The organism is Paenibacillus xylanivorans (assembly GCF_001280595.1).
Lineage (GTDB): Bacteria > Bacillota > Bacilli > Paenibacillales > Paenibacillaceae > Paenibacillus > Paenibacillus xylanivorans.
Genome location: NZ_LITU01000071.1, coordinates 62232 through 78296, shown reverse-complemented (window position 1 = coordinate 78296; position 16065 = coordinate 62232). Strand labels below are relative to the sequence as shown.

General features: G+C 46.1%; 12 protein-coding genes. 4 read left to right on the top strand and 8 right to left on the bottom strand.

The window, feature by feature from the left end:
* Nucleotides 1-17 precede the first annotated feature (17 nt).
* Nucleotides 18-1313 (top strand): four-carbon acid sugar kinase family protein, encoded by a 1296-nt coding sequence (locus AMS66_RS22780; protein WP_053782978.1) that lies wholly within the window; start codon nt 18-20, stop codon nt 1311-1313.
* Nucleotides 1310-2311 (top strand): 4-hydroxythreonine-4-phosphate dehydrogenase PdxA, encoded by a 1002-nt coding sequence (pdxA, locus tag AMS66_RS22775; RefSeq protein WP_053782977.1) that lies wholly within the window; start codon nt 1310-1312, stop codon nt 2309-2311. The genes AMS66_RS22780 and pdxA overlap by 4 nt, the downstream gene beginning before the upstream one ends.
* Nucleotides 2312-2432: 121 nt before the next feature.
* Here pdxA and AMS66_RS22770 read toward each other — a convergent pair whose 3' ends face one another.
* From AMS66_RS22770 to AMS66_RS22750, 5 genes are all read right to left on the bottom strand, one after another.
* Nucleotides 2433-3563, bottom strand: a complete 1131-nt coding sequence (locus AMS66_RS22770; RefSeq protein ID WP_053782976.1) for a glycoside hydrolase family 88 protein — start codon at nt 3561-3563, stop codon at nt 2433-2435.
* A gap of 33 nt (nt 3564-3596) precedes the next feature.
* Nucleotides 3597-5930, bottom strand: coding sequence for an AraC family transcriptional regulator (locus tag AMS66_RS22765; RefSeq protein ID WP_053782975.1), 2334 nt, complete (start codon nt 5928-5930; stop codon nt 3597-3599).
* 51 nt (nt 5931-5981) lie between these two features.
* Entirely contained in the window at nt 5982-6866 is an 885-nt protein-coding gene (locus AMS66_RS22760; protein ID WP_144424583.1) for a carbohydrate ABC transporter permease, read from the bottom strand.
* A gap of 29 nt (nt 6867-6895) precedes the next feature.
* Nucleotides 6896-7753 (bottom strand): ABC transporter permease, encoded by an 858-nt coding sequence (locus AMS66_RS22755; protein WP_236703587.1) that lies wholly within the window; start codon nt 7751-7753, stop codon nt 6896-6898.
* A gap of 151 nt (nt 7754-7904) precedes the next feature.
* Nucleotides 7905-9593, bottom strand: coding sequence for an extracellular solute-binding protein (locus tag AMS66_RS22750; protein ID WP_236703578.1), 1689 nt, complete (start codon nt 9591-9593; stop codon nt 7905-7907).
* A gap of 239 nt (nt 9594-9832) precedes the next feature.
* Here AMS66_RS22750 and AMS66_RS22745 point away from each other — a divergent pair, with 239 nt between their 5' ends.
* Nucleotides 9833-10984 (top strand): glycosyltransferase family 2 protein, encoded by a 1152-nt coding sequence (locus tag AMS66_RS22745; protein ID WP_053782971.1) that lies wholly within the window; start codon nt 9833-9835, stop codon nt 10982-10984.
* Nucleotides 10985-11152: 168 nt separating this feature from the next.
* On the opposite strand, the gene AMS66_RS22740 is transcribed toward AMS66_RS22745, so the two are convergent.
* From AMS66_RS22740 to AMS66_RS22730, 3 genes are all read right to left on the bottom strand, one after another.
* Nucleotides 11153-12007 carry an aldo/keto reductase gene (locus AMS66_RS22740; protein WP_053782970.1) on the bottom strand — a complete coding sequence of 285 codons (855 nt, stop codon included), beginning with the start codon at nt 12005-12007 and terminating at the stop codon, nt 11153-11155.
* Between the two features lie 170 nt (nt 12008-12177).
* Nucleotides 12178-13422 (bottom strand): macrolide family glycosyltransferase, encoded by a 1245-nt coding sequence (locus AMS66_RS22735; protein ID WP_053782969.1) that lies wholly within the window; start codon nt 13420-13422, stop codon nt 12178-12180.
* Nucleotides 13423-13648: 226 nt separating this feature from the next.
* Nucleotides 13649-14902, bottom strand: a complete 1254-nt coding sequence (locus tag AMS66_RS22730) for a mechanosensitive ion channel family protein (RefSeq protein ID WP_053782968.1) — start codon at nt 14900-14902, stop codon at nt 13649-13651.
* A gap of 202 nt (nt 14903-15104) precedes the next feature.
* Between AMS66_RS22730 and AMS66_RS22725 the strand changes: the two genes are divergently transcribed.
* Nucleotides 15105-15827 carry a hypothetical protein gene (locus AMS66_RS22725; RefSeq protein WP_082350852.1) on the top strand — a complete coding sequence of 241 codons (723 nt, stop codon included), beginning with the start codon at nt 15105-15107 and terminating at the stop codon, nt 15825-15827.
* Nucleotides 15828-16065 lie beyond the last annotated feature (238 nt).

Sequence of the window (16065 nt, the reverse complement as noted above, 5' to 3'; positions counted from 1 at the left end):
CAAGGAGGGATGACTGCATGAAATTAGCCATTATTGCAGATGATTTGACCGGCGCCAATGACAGCGGGGTGCAGCTTGCCCGTCATGGATTAAAGACAAGCGTACTTTTCAACATGGATGAAGATAACATTCGTAATTACGATGCGGTCGTCTTCGATACCGATAGCCGTTCCATCACACCGGTGGATGCGTATCAGCGGGTTAGCCGAGCAGCCGAACTGCTGTTGAGGAACGGATTTGGCACCATTTTTAAAAAAATGGACTCGACCATGCGCGGAAACATCGGAATCGAGATCGACGCTTTATACGATGTGGTCAAACCAGACTTCATGATGATCGCCCCGGGCTATCCCAAGAACAATCGCACCATTCTTAATGGAACGCATTATCTGAACGGAGTTCCGCTGGCTGATACCGAGATTGCGAATGATCCGAAGACACCTGTGACCCTTTCCTATCTTCCGGATTTGCTCAAGCTCCAGACCAAGTATGAAGTGGGCGAAATCAAGGTGAGTGATCTTGAAGCGGGTACAGATCATATGAAGACGCTATTGGAAACCTATAGAGCAAACGACATTCCCTATATCCTCGTCGACTCGACAGATGAGCAGCATCTGGAGCAAATCCTGAGTATCACCAGCAAGTTGGATTATACATTCGCCTGGGCAGGATCAGCAGGTATCGCGAACTACCTTCCCACTCATTACGGCTTGGGAGCCACGTCTGCGGAAATGACCATTCCGGCAAATCCGGGTCCGATCCTTACCGTTGTAGGGAGTGTGAATAAAAACTCTCGTGAGCAGCTCAAACAATTGCTACAGAAAACCAACGTATCAGCAATCGCTTTTCACTCCTTCAAAGCCGTGTCGGGTTCAGCAGATCGTGAGCAAGAAATCAATCGTGTGTATGAAGAAGTGAAGGCCAAAGCCGTTGAAGGCAATGACGTTGTCCTCTATTCAACCGCGGAACAGGTCGATATTGAACTGGCACGTGCTACGGGTGAAGTCAGAGGGCTTAATCACACCGAGGTCAGCAATGAAATTGTACGGGCTATAGGTGAGATCTGTGCCAAGCTATTGGAGAATGGGTATTTCAAAGGTGTATCCATGACGGGCGGAGATACGGCTAAACAAATCTGTATGAAGTGGAATATCAGCGGTTTCGAACTGCTCGATGAGCTTGAAATTGGTGTACCGATATCGAAATTTATTGGAATTGAGGATCTGTACGTGATTACCAAAGCGGGCGGATTCGGCAAGCCCGCCGTCTTCATCCATGCGATTGAAAAATTAAAAGGAGGAGTTACCGTATGAAACCAACCGTTGGAATTACAATGGGCGATGCAGCAGGCATTGGACCCGAGATCATTATGAAAGCATTGGGCCATCAGGAGGTCTACAACAATTGCAATCCACTCGTCATTGGCGACGCGAAAATATTGGAGCGTGTCCTGCCTGTCATCGGATCGAGTCTGAAAGTAAATGCCATTCATGAGCCATCCGAAGCCAAGTATGAATTCGGTACTGTGGACGTCATTGATCTGGATCTCATTCCTGCAGATCTGGAATATGGACAAGTATCTGCCGTTGCGGGAGATGCAGCATTTCAGTTTCTGGCGAAAGCCATTGATCTGGCCAAAAAACAGCAAATCCACTCCATCTGCACGGCGCCTCTGAACAAGGAAGCCCTGCATATGGGTGGGCACTTGTATCCAGGTCACACCGAGATTTTGGCTGATCTGACCGATACCGAGGACTTCTCCATGATGCTGACTACACCCAATCTGCGAGTGATTCACCTTACGACGCATATGGGTCTGATTGACGCCATCGCAAGCATTAACCCGGAAAGAACATACACCGTGGTTAAACTGGCTCACGATACATTGAAAAAAGCCGGCTTCGAGAACCCGCGTGTGGCAGTATGCGGCATTAACCCGCATGCAGGCGAGAACGGACTGTTCGGTAATGGTGAAGAGGAAGAAAAACTGCAGCCCGGCATCGAGCGTGCACAGAAGGAAGGCATTAACGTCGTTGGCCCACTTCCGGCGGACACGTTATTCTTCCGCGCTGGCCGTGGCGATTTCGATATCGTTGTTGCTTGTTATCACGACCAGGGACATGCACCGATCAAAGTCATGGGCATTGAAGAGGGTGTGAACATTACAGTGGGTCTCAAAGGTGGCATCATCCGCACTTCCGTCGACCATGGTACAGCCTTTGACATCGCTGGCAAAAACATTGCTGATGACAAAAGCATGCTGGCTGCCATCCGTTCTGCCATTGAGCTTGCGCCAAAAACGCAAATTTAACAGCACGTTTTCAAATATAAAGATTAAAAAGCAGCGATTCTGTCATCACGGAAGAATCGCTGCTTTTTCTTTTGGGTCAAAATATTTTAATTCATCGGCAAGGAACTTGTTCATAATCACTTTATTGACGATCGTACCAATAGCCAGGAATACCTCTTTCAAGACGCATTAACGCTTCAAGATAAAAATAATCGCCCCAGATCGTGTAATCATCAGGTGAATCCCCACCTCTTACGGAGTATGAGCCATGCTTCAGCAGACCCTCCGCTGTATCGGAGCCCTGCGTGGAATAATGATTAATTAAGGATTTCATAGACGATTCCGCTGCTTTCCGAAAAGCCTCCCGTTCAGGATCGGCTTCATCAAGCTGTCCGGCAATTTCCAACAGACCGCAGGCAACAATGGCCGATGCAGAGCTGTCCCTTTTCGTATTAGGCGTCTGCGGGGCATCAAAATCCCAGTACGCTACTTCATCCTCCGGAAGATGGGCAATAAAATAACGAGCGAGACGCTTCGCTGTCTCCAGCATCTCGGCACTTTGCAGATAGCGGCTGCACAGTGCAAAACCGTATATCCCCCATGCCTGTCCGCGTGTCCAGGTAGAGCCGTCATGGTAGCCTTGATGCGTACCGCCTCGAATAGCCTCTCCGGTAGCCTGATCAAAATAAAAGGTATGATAGCTTGAGTCATCCCCACGAACGAGAAAACGGCGGCTTTTCAGCGCATGCAGCTCGGCAACGCGGCGATACTCCTCGTTATTGGTCTGCTCATACGCCCAGAACAGCAGCGGAAGATTGAGCAGGCAATCGATAATAATTCGCCCTCCGTTATTCACATCGCCTTTACGACCCCAGGCCTGAATCAGTCCAGCATCCTCACGCCAGCGTTTCATCAGCATATCCGCAGCTTCCAGCGTGAGTTTTTTTGCGGCGGCGTCATGCTCCACAATCCATTGTGCCTTGGAAGACAACGAATAGAGGAAGCCAATATCATGATGATCAAATATGATTTTCTGATCCATTCGCCGACGGAAGTTATCGACGCTATTTACGGCTGCCTCATGAAACCTCGGGTCCTGAGTATACTCCGTACTTAACCACAGAATGCCCGACCAGAATCCTGCCGTCCACTCCGTATTATCGTTAAGCACATAATGCTCATCCCCGTTACTAACATGGGGAAAGCGTCCCTCAAATCGATCTATATTACGCCGGGTGACATTCAATGCATCTTCAATAGCCTTTTTCCACATGGAACTGTTCCTCCTCTATGCATGTAATATTCTTCAACCGTCTTGCTGGATAAGTCTGCTGTTTTGTTTATATTGGCCGGGTGTAATTCCCTCATATTTCTTAAAAACACGAATGAACGAATTGCTGTTCAGGAAACCCACTCGCTCGGATACGTCCTGGATCGTCAGTTCTTCTGCCTGTAAAATCTTCTTGGATTGTTCAATTCGATATTGATTGATGTAATCGATCACGTTGACCCCTGTCTGTTCTTTGAAGTACTTGGAGACATAGGTTGGATGAAAACGAAAGCGTTCAGACAAATGGGTCAAGCCCAAATTGACATCCGCATAACTCTCATGGATAAATTCCACTAGTTGATCCCTCAATTCCTCACTGCGGGATCGCTTGCGCTCATGCACCGTCTGGCAGACTGTCTCCAGTATCCGCAACAGCTCGGCCTCGATCTCCTCAAAGGTCTCACATGCAAACAATTGTCGGATCAGATCATTGCGCTGCGTCATTTCGTTCTGGTCATCCGTCTTGATCTGTTCCGTAGCTTTCAGGAAGGTACCGATCAACTCAAACATCAGACAGCGAGCCAGTTCAACAGACAAGGGCTCTCCTGCGAAATTGGTCATGAGAATTTCGTTCATCACTTCCGTGGAACGAGCATAATTCCCTGTAGCGATATAATTGATGAGCTGTCTCTCCAGATCGAGAGGGTAATACAGCTCCTCCTTGGGCCGATGAATCCGGTTCGGGTCAATAATCTGACCGATCCCCAGAATCAGCCGATATTCCAGTGCTTCTTCCGATTCCCGGAAACAATCTGCGATCTCCACCATACGGTGATGAACATGGCTAACCCCAACAGAAAAGTACACACAGAATCGGGAGCCGATGAAACGCTGGGCTTCTTCGACTGCACGAATTAACCGATGACCGGTATCCTCCTCACACTCCCGAATATTAATCAGGAATGCGATTCTCCCATTAATGTCCGCAGAGTATACGTGACCGATTGAGCCGATCATCTCCTCCAGCACATTGGTCAGAATCAGATGTACAAATTGATGCTTTTCCTCCTGGTCCTGCTCGCGTCCTCTGGAACGGAACAGTCCTTCAACATCCTCAATGTGCAGGAGCAATACGGCAAAGGAATCCGTCTCGAACCGAATGCCCGAACGTTCCAGTGTCGAAGCAAACTCCTCACCCACCTGTAACCTTCCCTTCATCAGCTTGGAGAGCAGACTGCTCCGCACAACGCTTTGCTGATCCTTAAGCCTGTTCGCAAATTGATCCTGCTCTTCCCAGGCTTGGATCAGGACAGATTGCAAAATGCCATATTCATCGTCTGGCTGCTCCAGTTTCCATTTGACCTTATCGGAGATAATGTTCATGATCCGGCCCAGCGGACGGTAATTCCGTCTGGTGAACCACCAGGCTGCCACCCCGCCAAGGATAAGTCCTGCGGCAACGCCTCCAAGCGTAATATCGCGGATAACCGTCAGCTTCTTGGCATAGATTCGGGTAGGTATGATGGATACATACTTCCAGTCCTGGATCTTGGAAGAAATCTGCGATATGGTCACGGATTCTCCATTCCAATCGATCGTTTCCGTTCTTTTCCCAGCATCATCGAAAAGGTTAAGGTCCTCCCCATTCATGTAAGGGGTTTCAAGTGATCCGGTAGAAAATAACGTTTGACCGTCGTGGTCCAGAATGAACACGGTGCTCTCTTTTTCCAAACGTACATTATCAATGGCTTGCTGGAACCGATTGGGGTCCAGGTTAACGACGAAGGTCGCAGGACTGTCAGCGCCATTCTGAATAGGAAACGGCTGAATATAGACAAGCGTGTCTTCAATCCGTCGGTCCTCACTCCGGACCTCCATCTTTCGGTACATGCTCTTACTGGAATCATGCATAAGCCGGGTCCACGCTTCCTCGGATACATTCGTGCCTTGATAGAATATGTCATATAGATACTTTTTCTGAATGAGTGAAGAAGAGGACAACGCGATATCGGATTGTTTGATATAAATATACAGTTCACTGATCAAACCGTTTCCGACACGTGTGGATTTCAGGTTTTTGATCAGATCTATCCCCATGAACCTCCAGCGGGCATCCTGTTCGGATGCGTGATTAATGAAGCTCATGAGTTGAGAGTCAGCCATTAATTGATTGCTGATGCTGCCAATATCGCCAATCTGGTTATCAATGGTTTCCTGCACCTGAGATAACAGCACCATGTTGGAACGATTAACTTCTTCCTCAAGCAGCATGCGAGACTCGGCAAAAACAGCAGCACCGATCACAATGGGAATGAGCAGAATGACCATGTAAGAAATGCCCCAGGACAACAGGATGCTTTTTCTCTTCATGCGTCTCCTCCTCACACTGTGTTATTTGGTATGGCATGACCTAAGGCAACTCTATTCTTTGATTGCTCCGATCATAACACCTTTAACAAAGTATTTCTGCAGAAATGGATAGATGAACAATATAGGCAGGGTGGCTACCATGACCGTTGCGTATTTTACGCTTTCCCCGATAGCCTCTTTGTCCATAGCGGTCGCTCCTGTCGTCATCGAGTCTGTACTGTTCTGAATCAGAATTTCCCTTAACACCAGTTGAAGCGGAAACAGGTTCCGGTCCCGAATGTACAGGATCGCGCTAAACCATGAATTCCAGTGACCGACGCCGTAAAAGAGAATCATGACCGCAATGACGGGCATTGATAATGGCACGACGATCCGCCAGAGAATGAGCATCTCTCCTGCCCCGTCAATACGGGCTGACTCTAGCAGACTTTCCGAGATTTCTGCAAAGGAAGTCCGCATAATAATCAGATTATAGCTGCTGATCAAACCAGGTACAATCAGAGCCCAGAGGCTGTTCCCCATATGGAGCGTGTTATTGATCAACAGATAGGACGGTATGATTCCGCCGTTAAAAAACATCGTAAATACAATCGCCAGCATGATCGGATTGCGGAGCATGAAGCTTTTGCGGGACAACGTATACGCCCCCAGAATGGTGAACAGCAGATTCAGCGCCGTGCCCACTACCACAATAAATATTGTGTTCCGGTATCCGGACAGAATGTTGGGGTTGCTCAGCACCAGCTTGTAACTCTCCATCGTAATGCCTTTGGGAAAAAGCAGCAGACCTCTGTGTGCCATGAGCTGACTTGAGTCACTGAGCGACGCATTTAGCACATGCAGCAGCGGATACAAGGTTACGATAATCAGCCCTGTCATCAAAATTGCATTCGCACCACCAAACAGCCGCTCTCCAATGGATCTTTTCATTCGCAAAGAAATCCCTCCCTTCACCTCGTTCTTGGCTAGAACAGCTTGGTATTGGATATCGCCTTAGACAGGCGATTGGCACCGATTAGAAGCGTAAAGTTAATGACCGACTGGAATAATCCCACCGCAGTCGTATAGCTGAACTCGGCACTTTCACTTATCCCTTTGCGATAAACAAACGTCGAGATTACATCTGCCGTATCATACACATTCGGATTATAGAGCAGAATAATTTTCTCGAACCCAATCTCCATCAGTCCACCAATGCGGAGTATGAGGAGAATCATAATCATCGGAATGATGCCGGGTAGCGTGATATGCCACACCTGGCGAAGCCGACTCGCTCCGTCCACGTTGGCAGCATCATAGAGTTCAGGGTTAATGCCGCTAAGTGCAGCCAAATAAATGATGCTGGAGAAACCAAGCTCCTGCCAGATCGATGAGGCGGTATAAATGGTACGAAAATTGGCCGGATCACTGAGAAGTGCGCTGCTCTGACCGCCAAAATAACCAATAATGGTGTTAAACAGTCCATCTCGGGACGAAAAATCAACAATCATGCCGCAGATGACGACAATGGAAATAAAATGGGGAATGTACGAGATCGTTTGCACCGTGCGTTTGAAGATTTCATGCCTGAGCTCATTAAGCAGAAGAGCAAGAAGAATGGGAGCCGGGAAACCGAACAACAGCTGATAAAAACTTAGCAAAAGAGTATTCTTCAAAATCCGCCAGAAATAATAACTCTGAAAGAAATCACGAAAGTGCTGTAATCCGACCCAATCACTACCCCATATGCCTTTGCCCACCGAGTAGTCCTTGAACGCAATGATGGCCCCGTACATCGGTAAGTACTTGAAGACGAGAAAATATAAAACGACGGGAAGAGCCATCCAATAGATGGCTTTATTCTTTTTGTAATTAAGCCATAACAAGGAAAGCTTGTGCGACACCTTCTCCATCCCCTTCCTTATTCATTCCAAAGAGGGCGTCCACGACGATGAAGCGGTAAAAATGGCTTCACCACCCGTGGACATTTCCTCCTTATCTGGCGTTATAACGGTCTAGGGCCGCTTGCTGAATTTCAATAGCCCGTTTAATGTTAAACTTGTTGATCTGATCGACAAACTTGTCAAAGTTCTCAATCGGCTCAACCCCAATGACGAATTTGACGAACATCTCATCCCGATAGGTTCCAATATCACTCATGATTTTGCTGTACTCCGTGGATTCTTCTGTCGTCAGACTGGTAGGTGGAAGGCCTACCTTCAGCGTATTCTCGCTGTATTTGGAGAACAGCACCGCCGCATCCTTCTGCTGCTGGAGCTGATAATACTGCTCATTGTACCGATCGTCATCCTCCCCTACGAAGGGATAGTTCGCAATAAAATGTTTGGCCATGGCCTGAGCAACCGACAGACCATCCGGATTTTTCAAAATCTCATCGGTATAAGTCGGGTAGCCGTCCTTCATCGTATAGGTGAGGCCTTCCACACCGAAATTTTTCAGCATATGTCCTTCTTCACTGAAAAAATAATCGAGTGCTTTGACCGTTTCCTCCGGATGTTTGTTGCTATTGGTGAGCACAACGCCGCTACTGCTCCATTCCCAGGAACGTCCGGTAAACATCGGTTCATCACCCTTGTTCAGCACCGGATATTGCACGGCTGTCAGATTGGCGTTCGGATCCGTTTCCTGCAGAGCGGGCAGGTAACGGCCTACACCTCCACCAATGAAGGTGAAAAACGCACCAGCTTGACTGCTCAAAATTTTGGCGTCGTATGTTTTCTGGTCATTGGTAGCAAAATCGGGATCAATCAATCCCTCCTGATACCAGCGATGGAACATCGTTAGAAATTCCTTATATTCCGGCTCGATTGGTCCATAGACCACCTTGCCATCTTTCATAAACGTATTATTAGTGATGCCATAAGCCTCTAGATACGTCGGTGCGGCTGGTCCCATCGTGGTCATTTTGGGTGGTGCACCAAACAACAGGGGCGCTGCTACGCCTTTTTTCTCCTTGAAGGCCTTGAGTACCGTCTCCCACTCCTCAATCGTTTCCGGTTTCTCCAGCTTCAGCTCATCCAGCCAATCCTGACGGATGAACGTACCGCCGAAGGTTTTGTATTCCCCCAGACGCAGATGCGGTATCGCATAGATATCTCCGTTATCGGCTTTTAACTGTTTGGCAACCTCGGGATTCTCCTCTAGGATCTTTTTCAAATTGGGAGCGTATTCATCAATGAGATCATTAAGCCGGATAATGGTGCCATCATTAAACAGTTTGGCGTAATCACCATACACAAACATCGCATCAGGCAGCTGGTTCGAAGCAATCATGACATTGAATTGCTCAGTCTCTGCACCCACCGCAGGATGCTGAAATTCGATTTTGGTATTGGTTTTCTTTTCCCATTCCTTGATCGCCGTAATTTCATTCATGCTCTTGAGTGTGATGGAAGCATTGGTATTCATCGACATCCAGATTGAAATGGGTGTAGGTCCATCTCCTCCTGCTTCACCTGCACTTCCATTATCTGCCGAGCAGCCTGCAAGAGCAGTAGTAACCATCATCAGGCAGATTCCAATTGTCAGTCGTTTTCTCCATGACCGTTTCATCGATTCACGTCCCCCCATTGAATTCATATCGTTGATAAGCAGTCCTGTCATCGCTCCCCATAAAGTTACCGCTTGCCCGTCACAATGGCTATCTTCCATTTTTGCCGACATATCCAAAATTTGATATTTCCTTATGCAGCGCAGGATTTGCACATGAATGCAAGAGATCAAGATCATATTCCAGATTGAACGGTAAGCAAAAGAAGGAGATCGATCAAGCCTGTTTCCAAAATCATAGGGTGTTTGACCAGTCGCTGCCACTTATATGGAATAAACTATTATCACTTCTTACTTGAACGTGTTCGATTTTTTCATAAGGAGCGTCCAACAACGTGAAGGAGGAAACAGGAATGGCGATCCGCTATAGCGTCATTATCCCAACCTATAATCGGGCTCATCAGTTATTGCTTACACTGGCAGCCCTCGAGACACAAACCTATCCGAAGCACCTTTTCGAGGTCATCGTAGCTGATGACGGTTCCACTGATGGAACGAAAGAACAGATCCAGACATTCCAGACTTCATATCCTTTAACCTACGTATCCCAAACGGAGCAACGTGGCAGGTCAGCTATTCGGAATTTGGGGCTTCAGCATGCCAAAGGTCTGTATGTTATCTTCTGTGATGCTGACTTTCTGGCGTTACCCGAATTTATCCGAACAGTGCGTCAATATCATCGCAAAAATCCCAGAGCCGTCGTTTCGGGTTTTCCGCATTCTTTTGCCGATGCTTATACCCACTACTATCCAGACTTCTCGCCATCAGAAAAAGAACATTGCTGTTCGATCCTTACCCCTTCAAACTTATGGCGTCCTGAATTTGATGCAGCGAATGAAATTATCCCACTGGTCACACCGGAAGATATCATTCATCAGACAGATGCATTGTCCAAAGTGACTTTCCCAACCAAAATACCGCCTGCTTTCATCAAGCAATTTGCCAGCACCGATGTGGCTCCATGGATGCTGCTTGTCACTCGGTGTGTATCCATCCGCCGAAGCCTTCTGAATCGAGTTGGAGGTTTCAATGAACGGTTCGTACTCTATGGGCTTGAAGACTGGGATCTGGGCTACAGGCTGCATCGTTTGAAAGTGCCCTTCTACTGTATGAAAGAGGTCGTGGGTTATCACCAGGAACATCCCACTCATTTCCGAGGGGAAGTGCTCAATACAGAGAATCTGAAAATCATGCTTGAAACCTATGGATTCAATGATTCCGCACTCAATTTATTCTGCGTTGTACCACCATCAGCTGACCTGGAAACCTACAAAAAAACGCTGCGAATCTTGCGCAGAGGCTTCCGGTCCAGAACAACACGTTCTTCCGCACGATTGTTAAAGAAAACATTACGGATTGCCGCCAAACACTTCGCGCTTCAAACAGATGTGGAAGCGTATAAAAAATCTCTCGCAAGAATACAGAGAAAAGCAAAAGGCAGAAGAAGTCGGGTGGCTCGCGTTTTACAGGATATGGCGCAGAGGTCTGAAAAACTGGTCGAGTAGTTAGCTGTATCAATAACTTCGCCCATACTACTCCTGTTCCAATTGCATTCACTTTTTTAATACAACACAAAGCCCCCTATCTACATCTTTGTAGAATAGGAGGCTACGTTTCCTTCATGCTCGTTTTCCTCACCTTACGGTGAATCGCACGTTTTCAAATTCAATAATTTAAAACTCTTCGTATTCGCTCGGGTCCTGATTCCACAACCGTCCATCCTCACGATTATAAGAAGAAATGACTTCCATCTCCTTATCGCTCAGCTCGAAATCGAAAATATCGATATTTTCTTGCTGGTGTTGAAGAGAGCCTGCTTTAGGGATAGGAATTGAACCAAGCTGGGTATGCCAGCGCAAAATAACCTGAGTACCCGTTTTGCCATGAGCTTCGGCAATACGAAGGATCTGCTCATCCTTTACGATATCTTGCACTGCATCATTGCCACGCCCAATGGGACTCCACGATTCGTTAACAATGCCATGCTGCGAATCCTTCTCCCGCTGATCGGCTTGGTCAAAGAATGGATGCAGCTCAATCTGATTCAGGCTTGGCGCTACTCCCGTCTCCTTAATCAGGCGTTCATTATGTTCCGGTAGGAAATTGCTAACTCCTATTGAACGGATATATCCGCGTTTTTTGGCCTCAATGAGTGCCTGCCACGCTTCCACATACATATCCTGCTTGGGATTCGGCCAATGAATCAGATATAGATCATAATAATCCAGATCTGCTCTGTATAGGGATTCTTGGATGGCTACAATCGCCTTTTCAAAGGCATGGTAACGCCCTGGCAGTTTAGATGAAATCAGCAGATCTGCTCTGGAAACGGAGCTCTGCTTAATGGCCTTTCCGACAGTCGCCTCGTTCTCATAGTTATACGCTGTGTCAATCAGTCGGTAACCTGCATCCATCGCGGACGCTATGGATTTGACACCTTTTTCTCCTTTTAAGCTATAAGTCCCAAAGCCAATGGCAGGTACTTTTAAACCATCATTCAACGTATATTCCGGGATTGTATGATTCATCTGTAAACTCTCCTTTGCGAAAGATATACTAAAACGATATGGAAAAGGTGATATGCCCTCTCCGTTTATTCTACCCCTCCATACGCGGATGAATCAAATGAAAGAGCCACCACCCCGTTTAACGGGGTAGTGGCTTTCTCGTTTAGTTCTATTGGAGGCCAGTCGCCTCTTCATTCAAACGAAGAGATCGGCGTGGCCGATAACGACTGCTTGCCCATAAAGTTCTTAATGGCCATAGCAGCCTGCTTGTACCCGCCAGCATCGCGTAACGTTTTCCCAATAACCTCAGCATGTTCCTTGTAGGAGGCATTACCGAGCACTTCTAATACCGCGTTTCTGAGTACGTCGGGTGTAAGGTTATTTTTATCCACGATGACCCCTGCTCCCAACTCCTGCACCCGGCCTGCTACACGCGGCTGATCCGAGGTTAACGGGAGCAAAACCAACGGTACATTATAATACAAAGCTTCGCTTGTACTGTTCATGCCCGCATGTGTCAGAAAAGCATCTACACCCTGCAAAACCTCCAGTTGCGGGAGGTAGGGTCTGATGATGAAGTTGTCAGGAATGAGATCAGCAATGGGCTCCAAGTCGGTATCCTTCCCTGAAGATAATATAAATTGCACAGGCAAATCCCGAAAAGCCGTAAAGCACAGCTTATAAAAATCAAGATCCTTATTTAAAATGGTTCCCATCGAAATATAAACCGCCTGTTTATAAACGGCATGCAGGGATTCGTTTGCAAAGGATGGTGCATCCTTGCGGGGTGTTATAGATGGGCCGGTGAATACAAAGCTGTCGTCCAGCTTGTCCCCCATTGGTTGAAAATAACGGCTTGTATAAACAATCTTCAGTTGTCCTGGATGCCCTGAAAGTTCCGCCAGAGAAGGCACAGCCACATTGAACTGGGAAGCTAATTGCTTGGACATCTCCATGATGCCGTTATATAGCTCTTTGACCTCCTCATCGTCATCCTTCAGTTGATTACCTAATCCGAGAGGCTCTACAAAAACAAAAGTGGTGGTTGAGCATACTGCTGGTATTCCCAGCTTTTCGCCTAAAATTTGTCCTCCCCAGCCTATTAAGGAGTCAAAAACTAAATAATCGTAGGTTTCATTTTCGATCAGATTCAGAACATCCGGAATAAACCGTTGAATAATTTTTTTCAAAACCATATATAAAAATTGGTAAGGGTGCTTGATTTCAAATGGCTTCATATCTGGGTTGTTGAGCAGGGTTGCCTCGTTGAAGGAGTATGCTTTAAATTGTGCGCCTAATGCTTCAATCTTTGTCCGATATTTTTCCGTACAACAGTAGACAACTTCATCTCCGTTCTCTATCAGTTCCTTGATTATTCCGAGCGTCGGATTGATATGCCCTTCTGCAGGCATCATTACAACTAATACACGTGCCACGAGATTCACCTCCATTAAATTTTCCAATCTTCAAAGCGGGACATTGTATTTCTAGCTTCAAGATACGATACGTGTAAAATAACATCTGGAAATCATGCCCATATGAATATACTATTAATTATTTCCATTTTTGTAAATAGTGTATATGTCACTTTTTGAACAAAAAAAGCACCTTTACGGTGCTTCCTCTGTTCATATTTATATTGGATCGGGTAAATAACCTATCTCAATATCCTCTCGAATATTGCGGGCTTTCTTTTAGTTGCACGATATCATGACCTGTTGGATTTTGGAAGGCACGAAGGCCAAATGTCGGCGCAACGGCGAAGATATGGTCAAAAATATCCGCTTGGACCGATTCATACACGCCCCAGGCGATATCATTGCTGAATGCATAGATTTCAAGTGGCAGTCCGTTATCTCCCGGCGCTAATTGTCTCACGATCAACGTCATATCCTTATGAATTTTCGGATGATTCCTCAAATATTGATGAATGTATTCTCTGAATACACCCACATTCGTAAGCTGTCTACCGTTCACAATACTTTCCGTATTAATGTGGTGTTCATTGTTGTACTCGTTAATTTCATCTAATTTTGTCGCAAGATACTCCGTAAGGTAATGGATCTTCTGAAATTCACCAATCATTTCCTTGGAGCAGAAACTGATGCTGCTTGTATCAATATAGACGCTTCGCTTAATCCTTCTGCCACCAGAGACTTGCATGCCTCTCCAATTTTTAAACGAGTCCGAGATGAGCGCGTAGCTCGGAATCATCGTGATCGTTTTATCAAAATTCATAACCTTTACCGTGTTTAATGTAATATCGATGACGTCGCCGTCAGCATTATATTTGGGCATCTCAATCCAGTCACCGACACGCACCATGTCATTCGATGATAATTGCACGCCTGCCACCAGGCCCAATATAGAATCCTTGAAGACGAGCATCAGAACAGCTGATAAAGCGCCAAGTCCACTGAGAATAATCAATGGATTCTGACCAATGAGACTTGAGATGACGATAATGCCCCCAATGATGAAAAGCACGATCTTGGCTACCTGAATGTATCCCTTAATCGGTCTGATCTTGGAGACTTCATAGGAACGATATATGGTATCAAAGGCATTAAGCAGCGCATTTAATACCGTGATGGTTATGACGATCATATAAGTTAGAGCTGCTTTTTCAATTAAAGCTTGATAGGACGGGAAGATATACGCAGAATAATAAATGATAATTGCTGGTACCAGATGCGAGAGCTTGTGGAACACTTTTTTCTCCACAATGATTTTATCCCACGTGTACCGATTGTTGTTGACGATTTGGATAATAATTTTCAGCACGATTTTTTTGGCTATAAAATTGGCCAGTATGGAGACCACAGCTATAAATACCACCATGATCATATTCGAAAGATATCCAATGGTTTGTTCACTCATGCCCGTTCCGTCTAGTTGATTTTTGATAAAGTCCATTGTATCCTCCTGACGCAGTTTATATTAACTTATTATTATAAATTAGATTCTAGTACGAAGTAAAATTTCAAAATATTACAGCAATCGGCTGATGGGGTAAAGTGTACATGCCCCCTTCATGAGTATCACGTAACACAAATGGGCTAATGTGCATAGACTGGGCTTAAATATAAACCAGATTCTTGCATTGGAGATGTGAACATTGAGTAATACAAAAAATAAGGCTAAGACTCAGCAATTTCCCATGAAAAAGCTTTCTCCCGTAAGCATGGTAACAGAGCTTCCACCCGTCCGCGGTAATTTAAGAACCTCCGCCTCAAATCCGAATAAGCCCATTCATAGTGAAAAGGACACATCATCGGCTATCGATGCCTGTGTGGATCGCGCTTTTCGTATTCCTATCTTTCTGAGTACAACCAACACGGTAAATGACCCGCAAGAACAATTTTTGAACCGTCTCATTGCGGAAATTGAAGATGCATTGCTCTTTCCCCGCACATTGCCCGTTAGTGAACAATACCCGGAAAACATTCTGACGAATATACGACGCCTGGTTTTTTCAAGCTATGGTCTGCTCGCGATCAACTTCCGAAGATTTTTTGTTCAAATTCTTGAATCCAATGTAGGGGAGCCCCCAACGACCACCCCGTTCTGGGAAGGATCGACGTTTTCTCAAATTGAGCCTGCCATGGCTTTTCAATTCGGCATTCCAATCTTATTGGTTAGAGAGAAGGGCACGGACGTCAGTAATGGCATTTGGGCTGGAGGAATCACACCTCTCAATATATTTGTTGACTGGGATTCCGACAATCAATCCGTAGACGATTTCTTTAACAGTGTTCAATGGAGAGAGGTCTTTGCCTACTGGGCCGCGGAGGTAAGGGGTAACTATTTGCTTCGCACGGAGCCACTTTTCAATAATTAAAGTTAATTTAGTAGATTCACTGCCATTGACGATGGAATTTTTGCTAGATTGCAATGCCGGGCTTGGGAGCTTCTTTCACTGGTGCGGGTGCTTCTTAACCTCATAGACAAAGCAAAAGAGACCCAACGGGTCTCCTTTGCTGTCTCGTATGGAGGCGAGGTGGCATCCCCCATTCGGTACTTAATTTGATGATTGCTGATTCTCTTATCTACTTATGGAAACAAAAGTAGAACCTGTC

Coding starts and splice junctions, on each gene's coding strand:
- AMS66_RS22770 (WP_053782976.1), bottom strand. CDS start 3,563: ATGTGGAAAAAGGCTATTGAAGATGCATTGAATGTCACCCGGCGTAAT.
- AMS66_RS22745 (WP_053782971.1), top strand. CDS start 9,833: ATGGCGATCCGCTATAGCGTCATTATCCCAACCTATAATCGGGCTCAT.
- pdxA (WP_053782977.1), top strand. CDS start 1,310: ATGAAACCAACCGTTGGAATTACAATGGGCGATGCAGCAGGCATTGGA.
- AMS66_RS22750 (WP_236703578.1), bottom strand. CDS start 9,593: ATGTCGGCAAAAATGGAAGATAGCCATTGTGACGGGCAAGCGGTAACT.
- AMS66_RS22755 (WP_236703587.1), bottom strand. CDS start 7,753: ATGGCTCTTCCCGTCGTTTTATATTTTCTCGTCTTCAAGTACTTACCG.
- AMS66_RS22730 (WP_053782968.1), bottom strand. CDS start 14,902: ATGGACTTTATCAAAAATCAACTAGACGGAACGGGCATGAGTGAACAA.
- AMS66_RS22740 (WP_053782970.1), bottom strand. CDS start 12,007: ATGAATCATACAATCCCGGAATATACGTTGAATGATGGTTTAAAAGTA.
- AMS66_RS22765 (WP_053782975.1), bottom strand. CDS start 5,930: ATGAAGAGAAAAAGCATCCTGTTGTCCTGGGGCATTTCTTACATGGTC.
- AMS66_RS22780 (WP_053782978.1), top strand. CDS start 18: ATGAAATTAGCCATTATTGCAGATGATTTGACCGGCGCCAATGACAGC.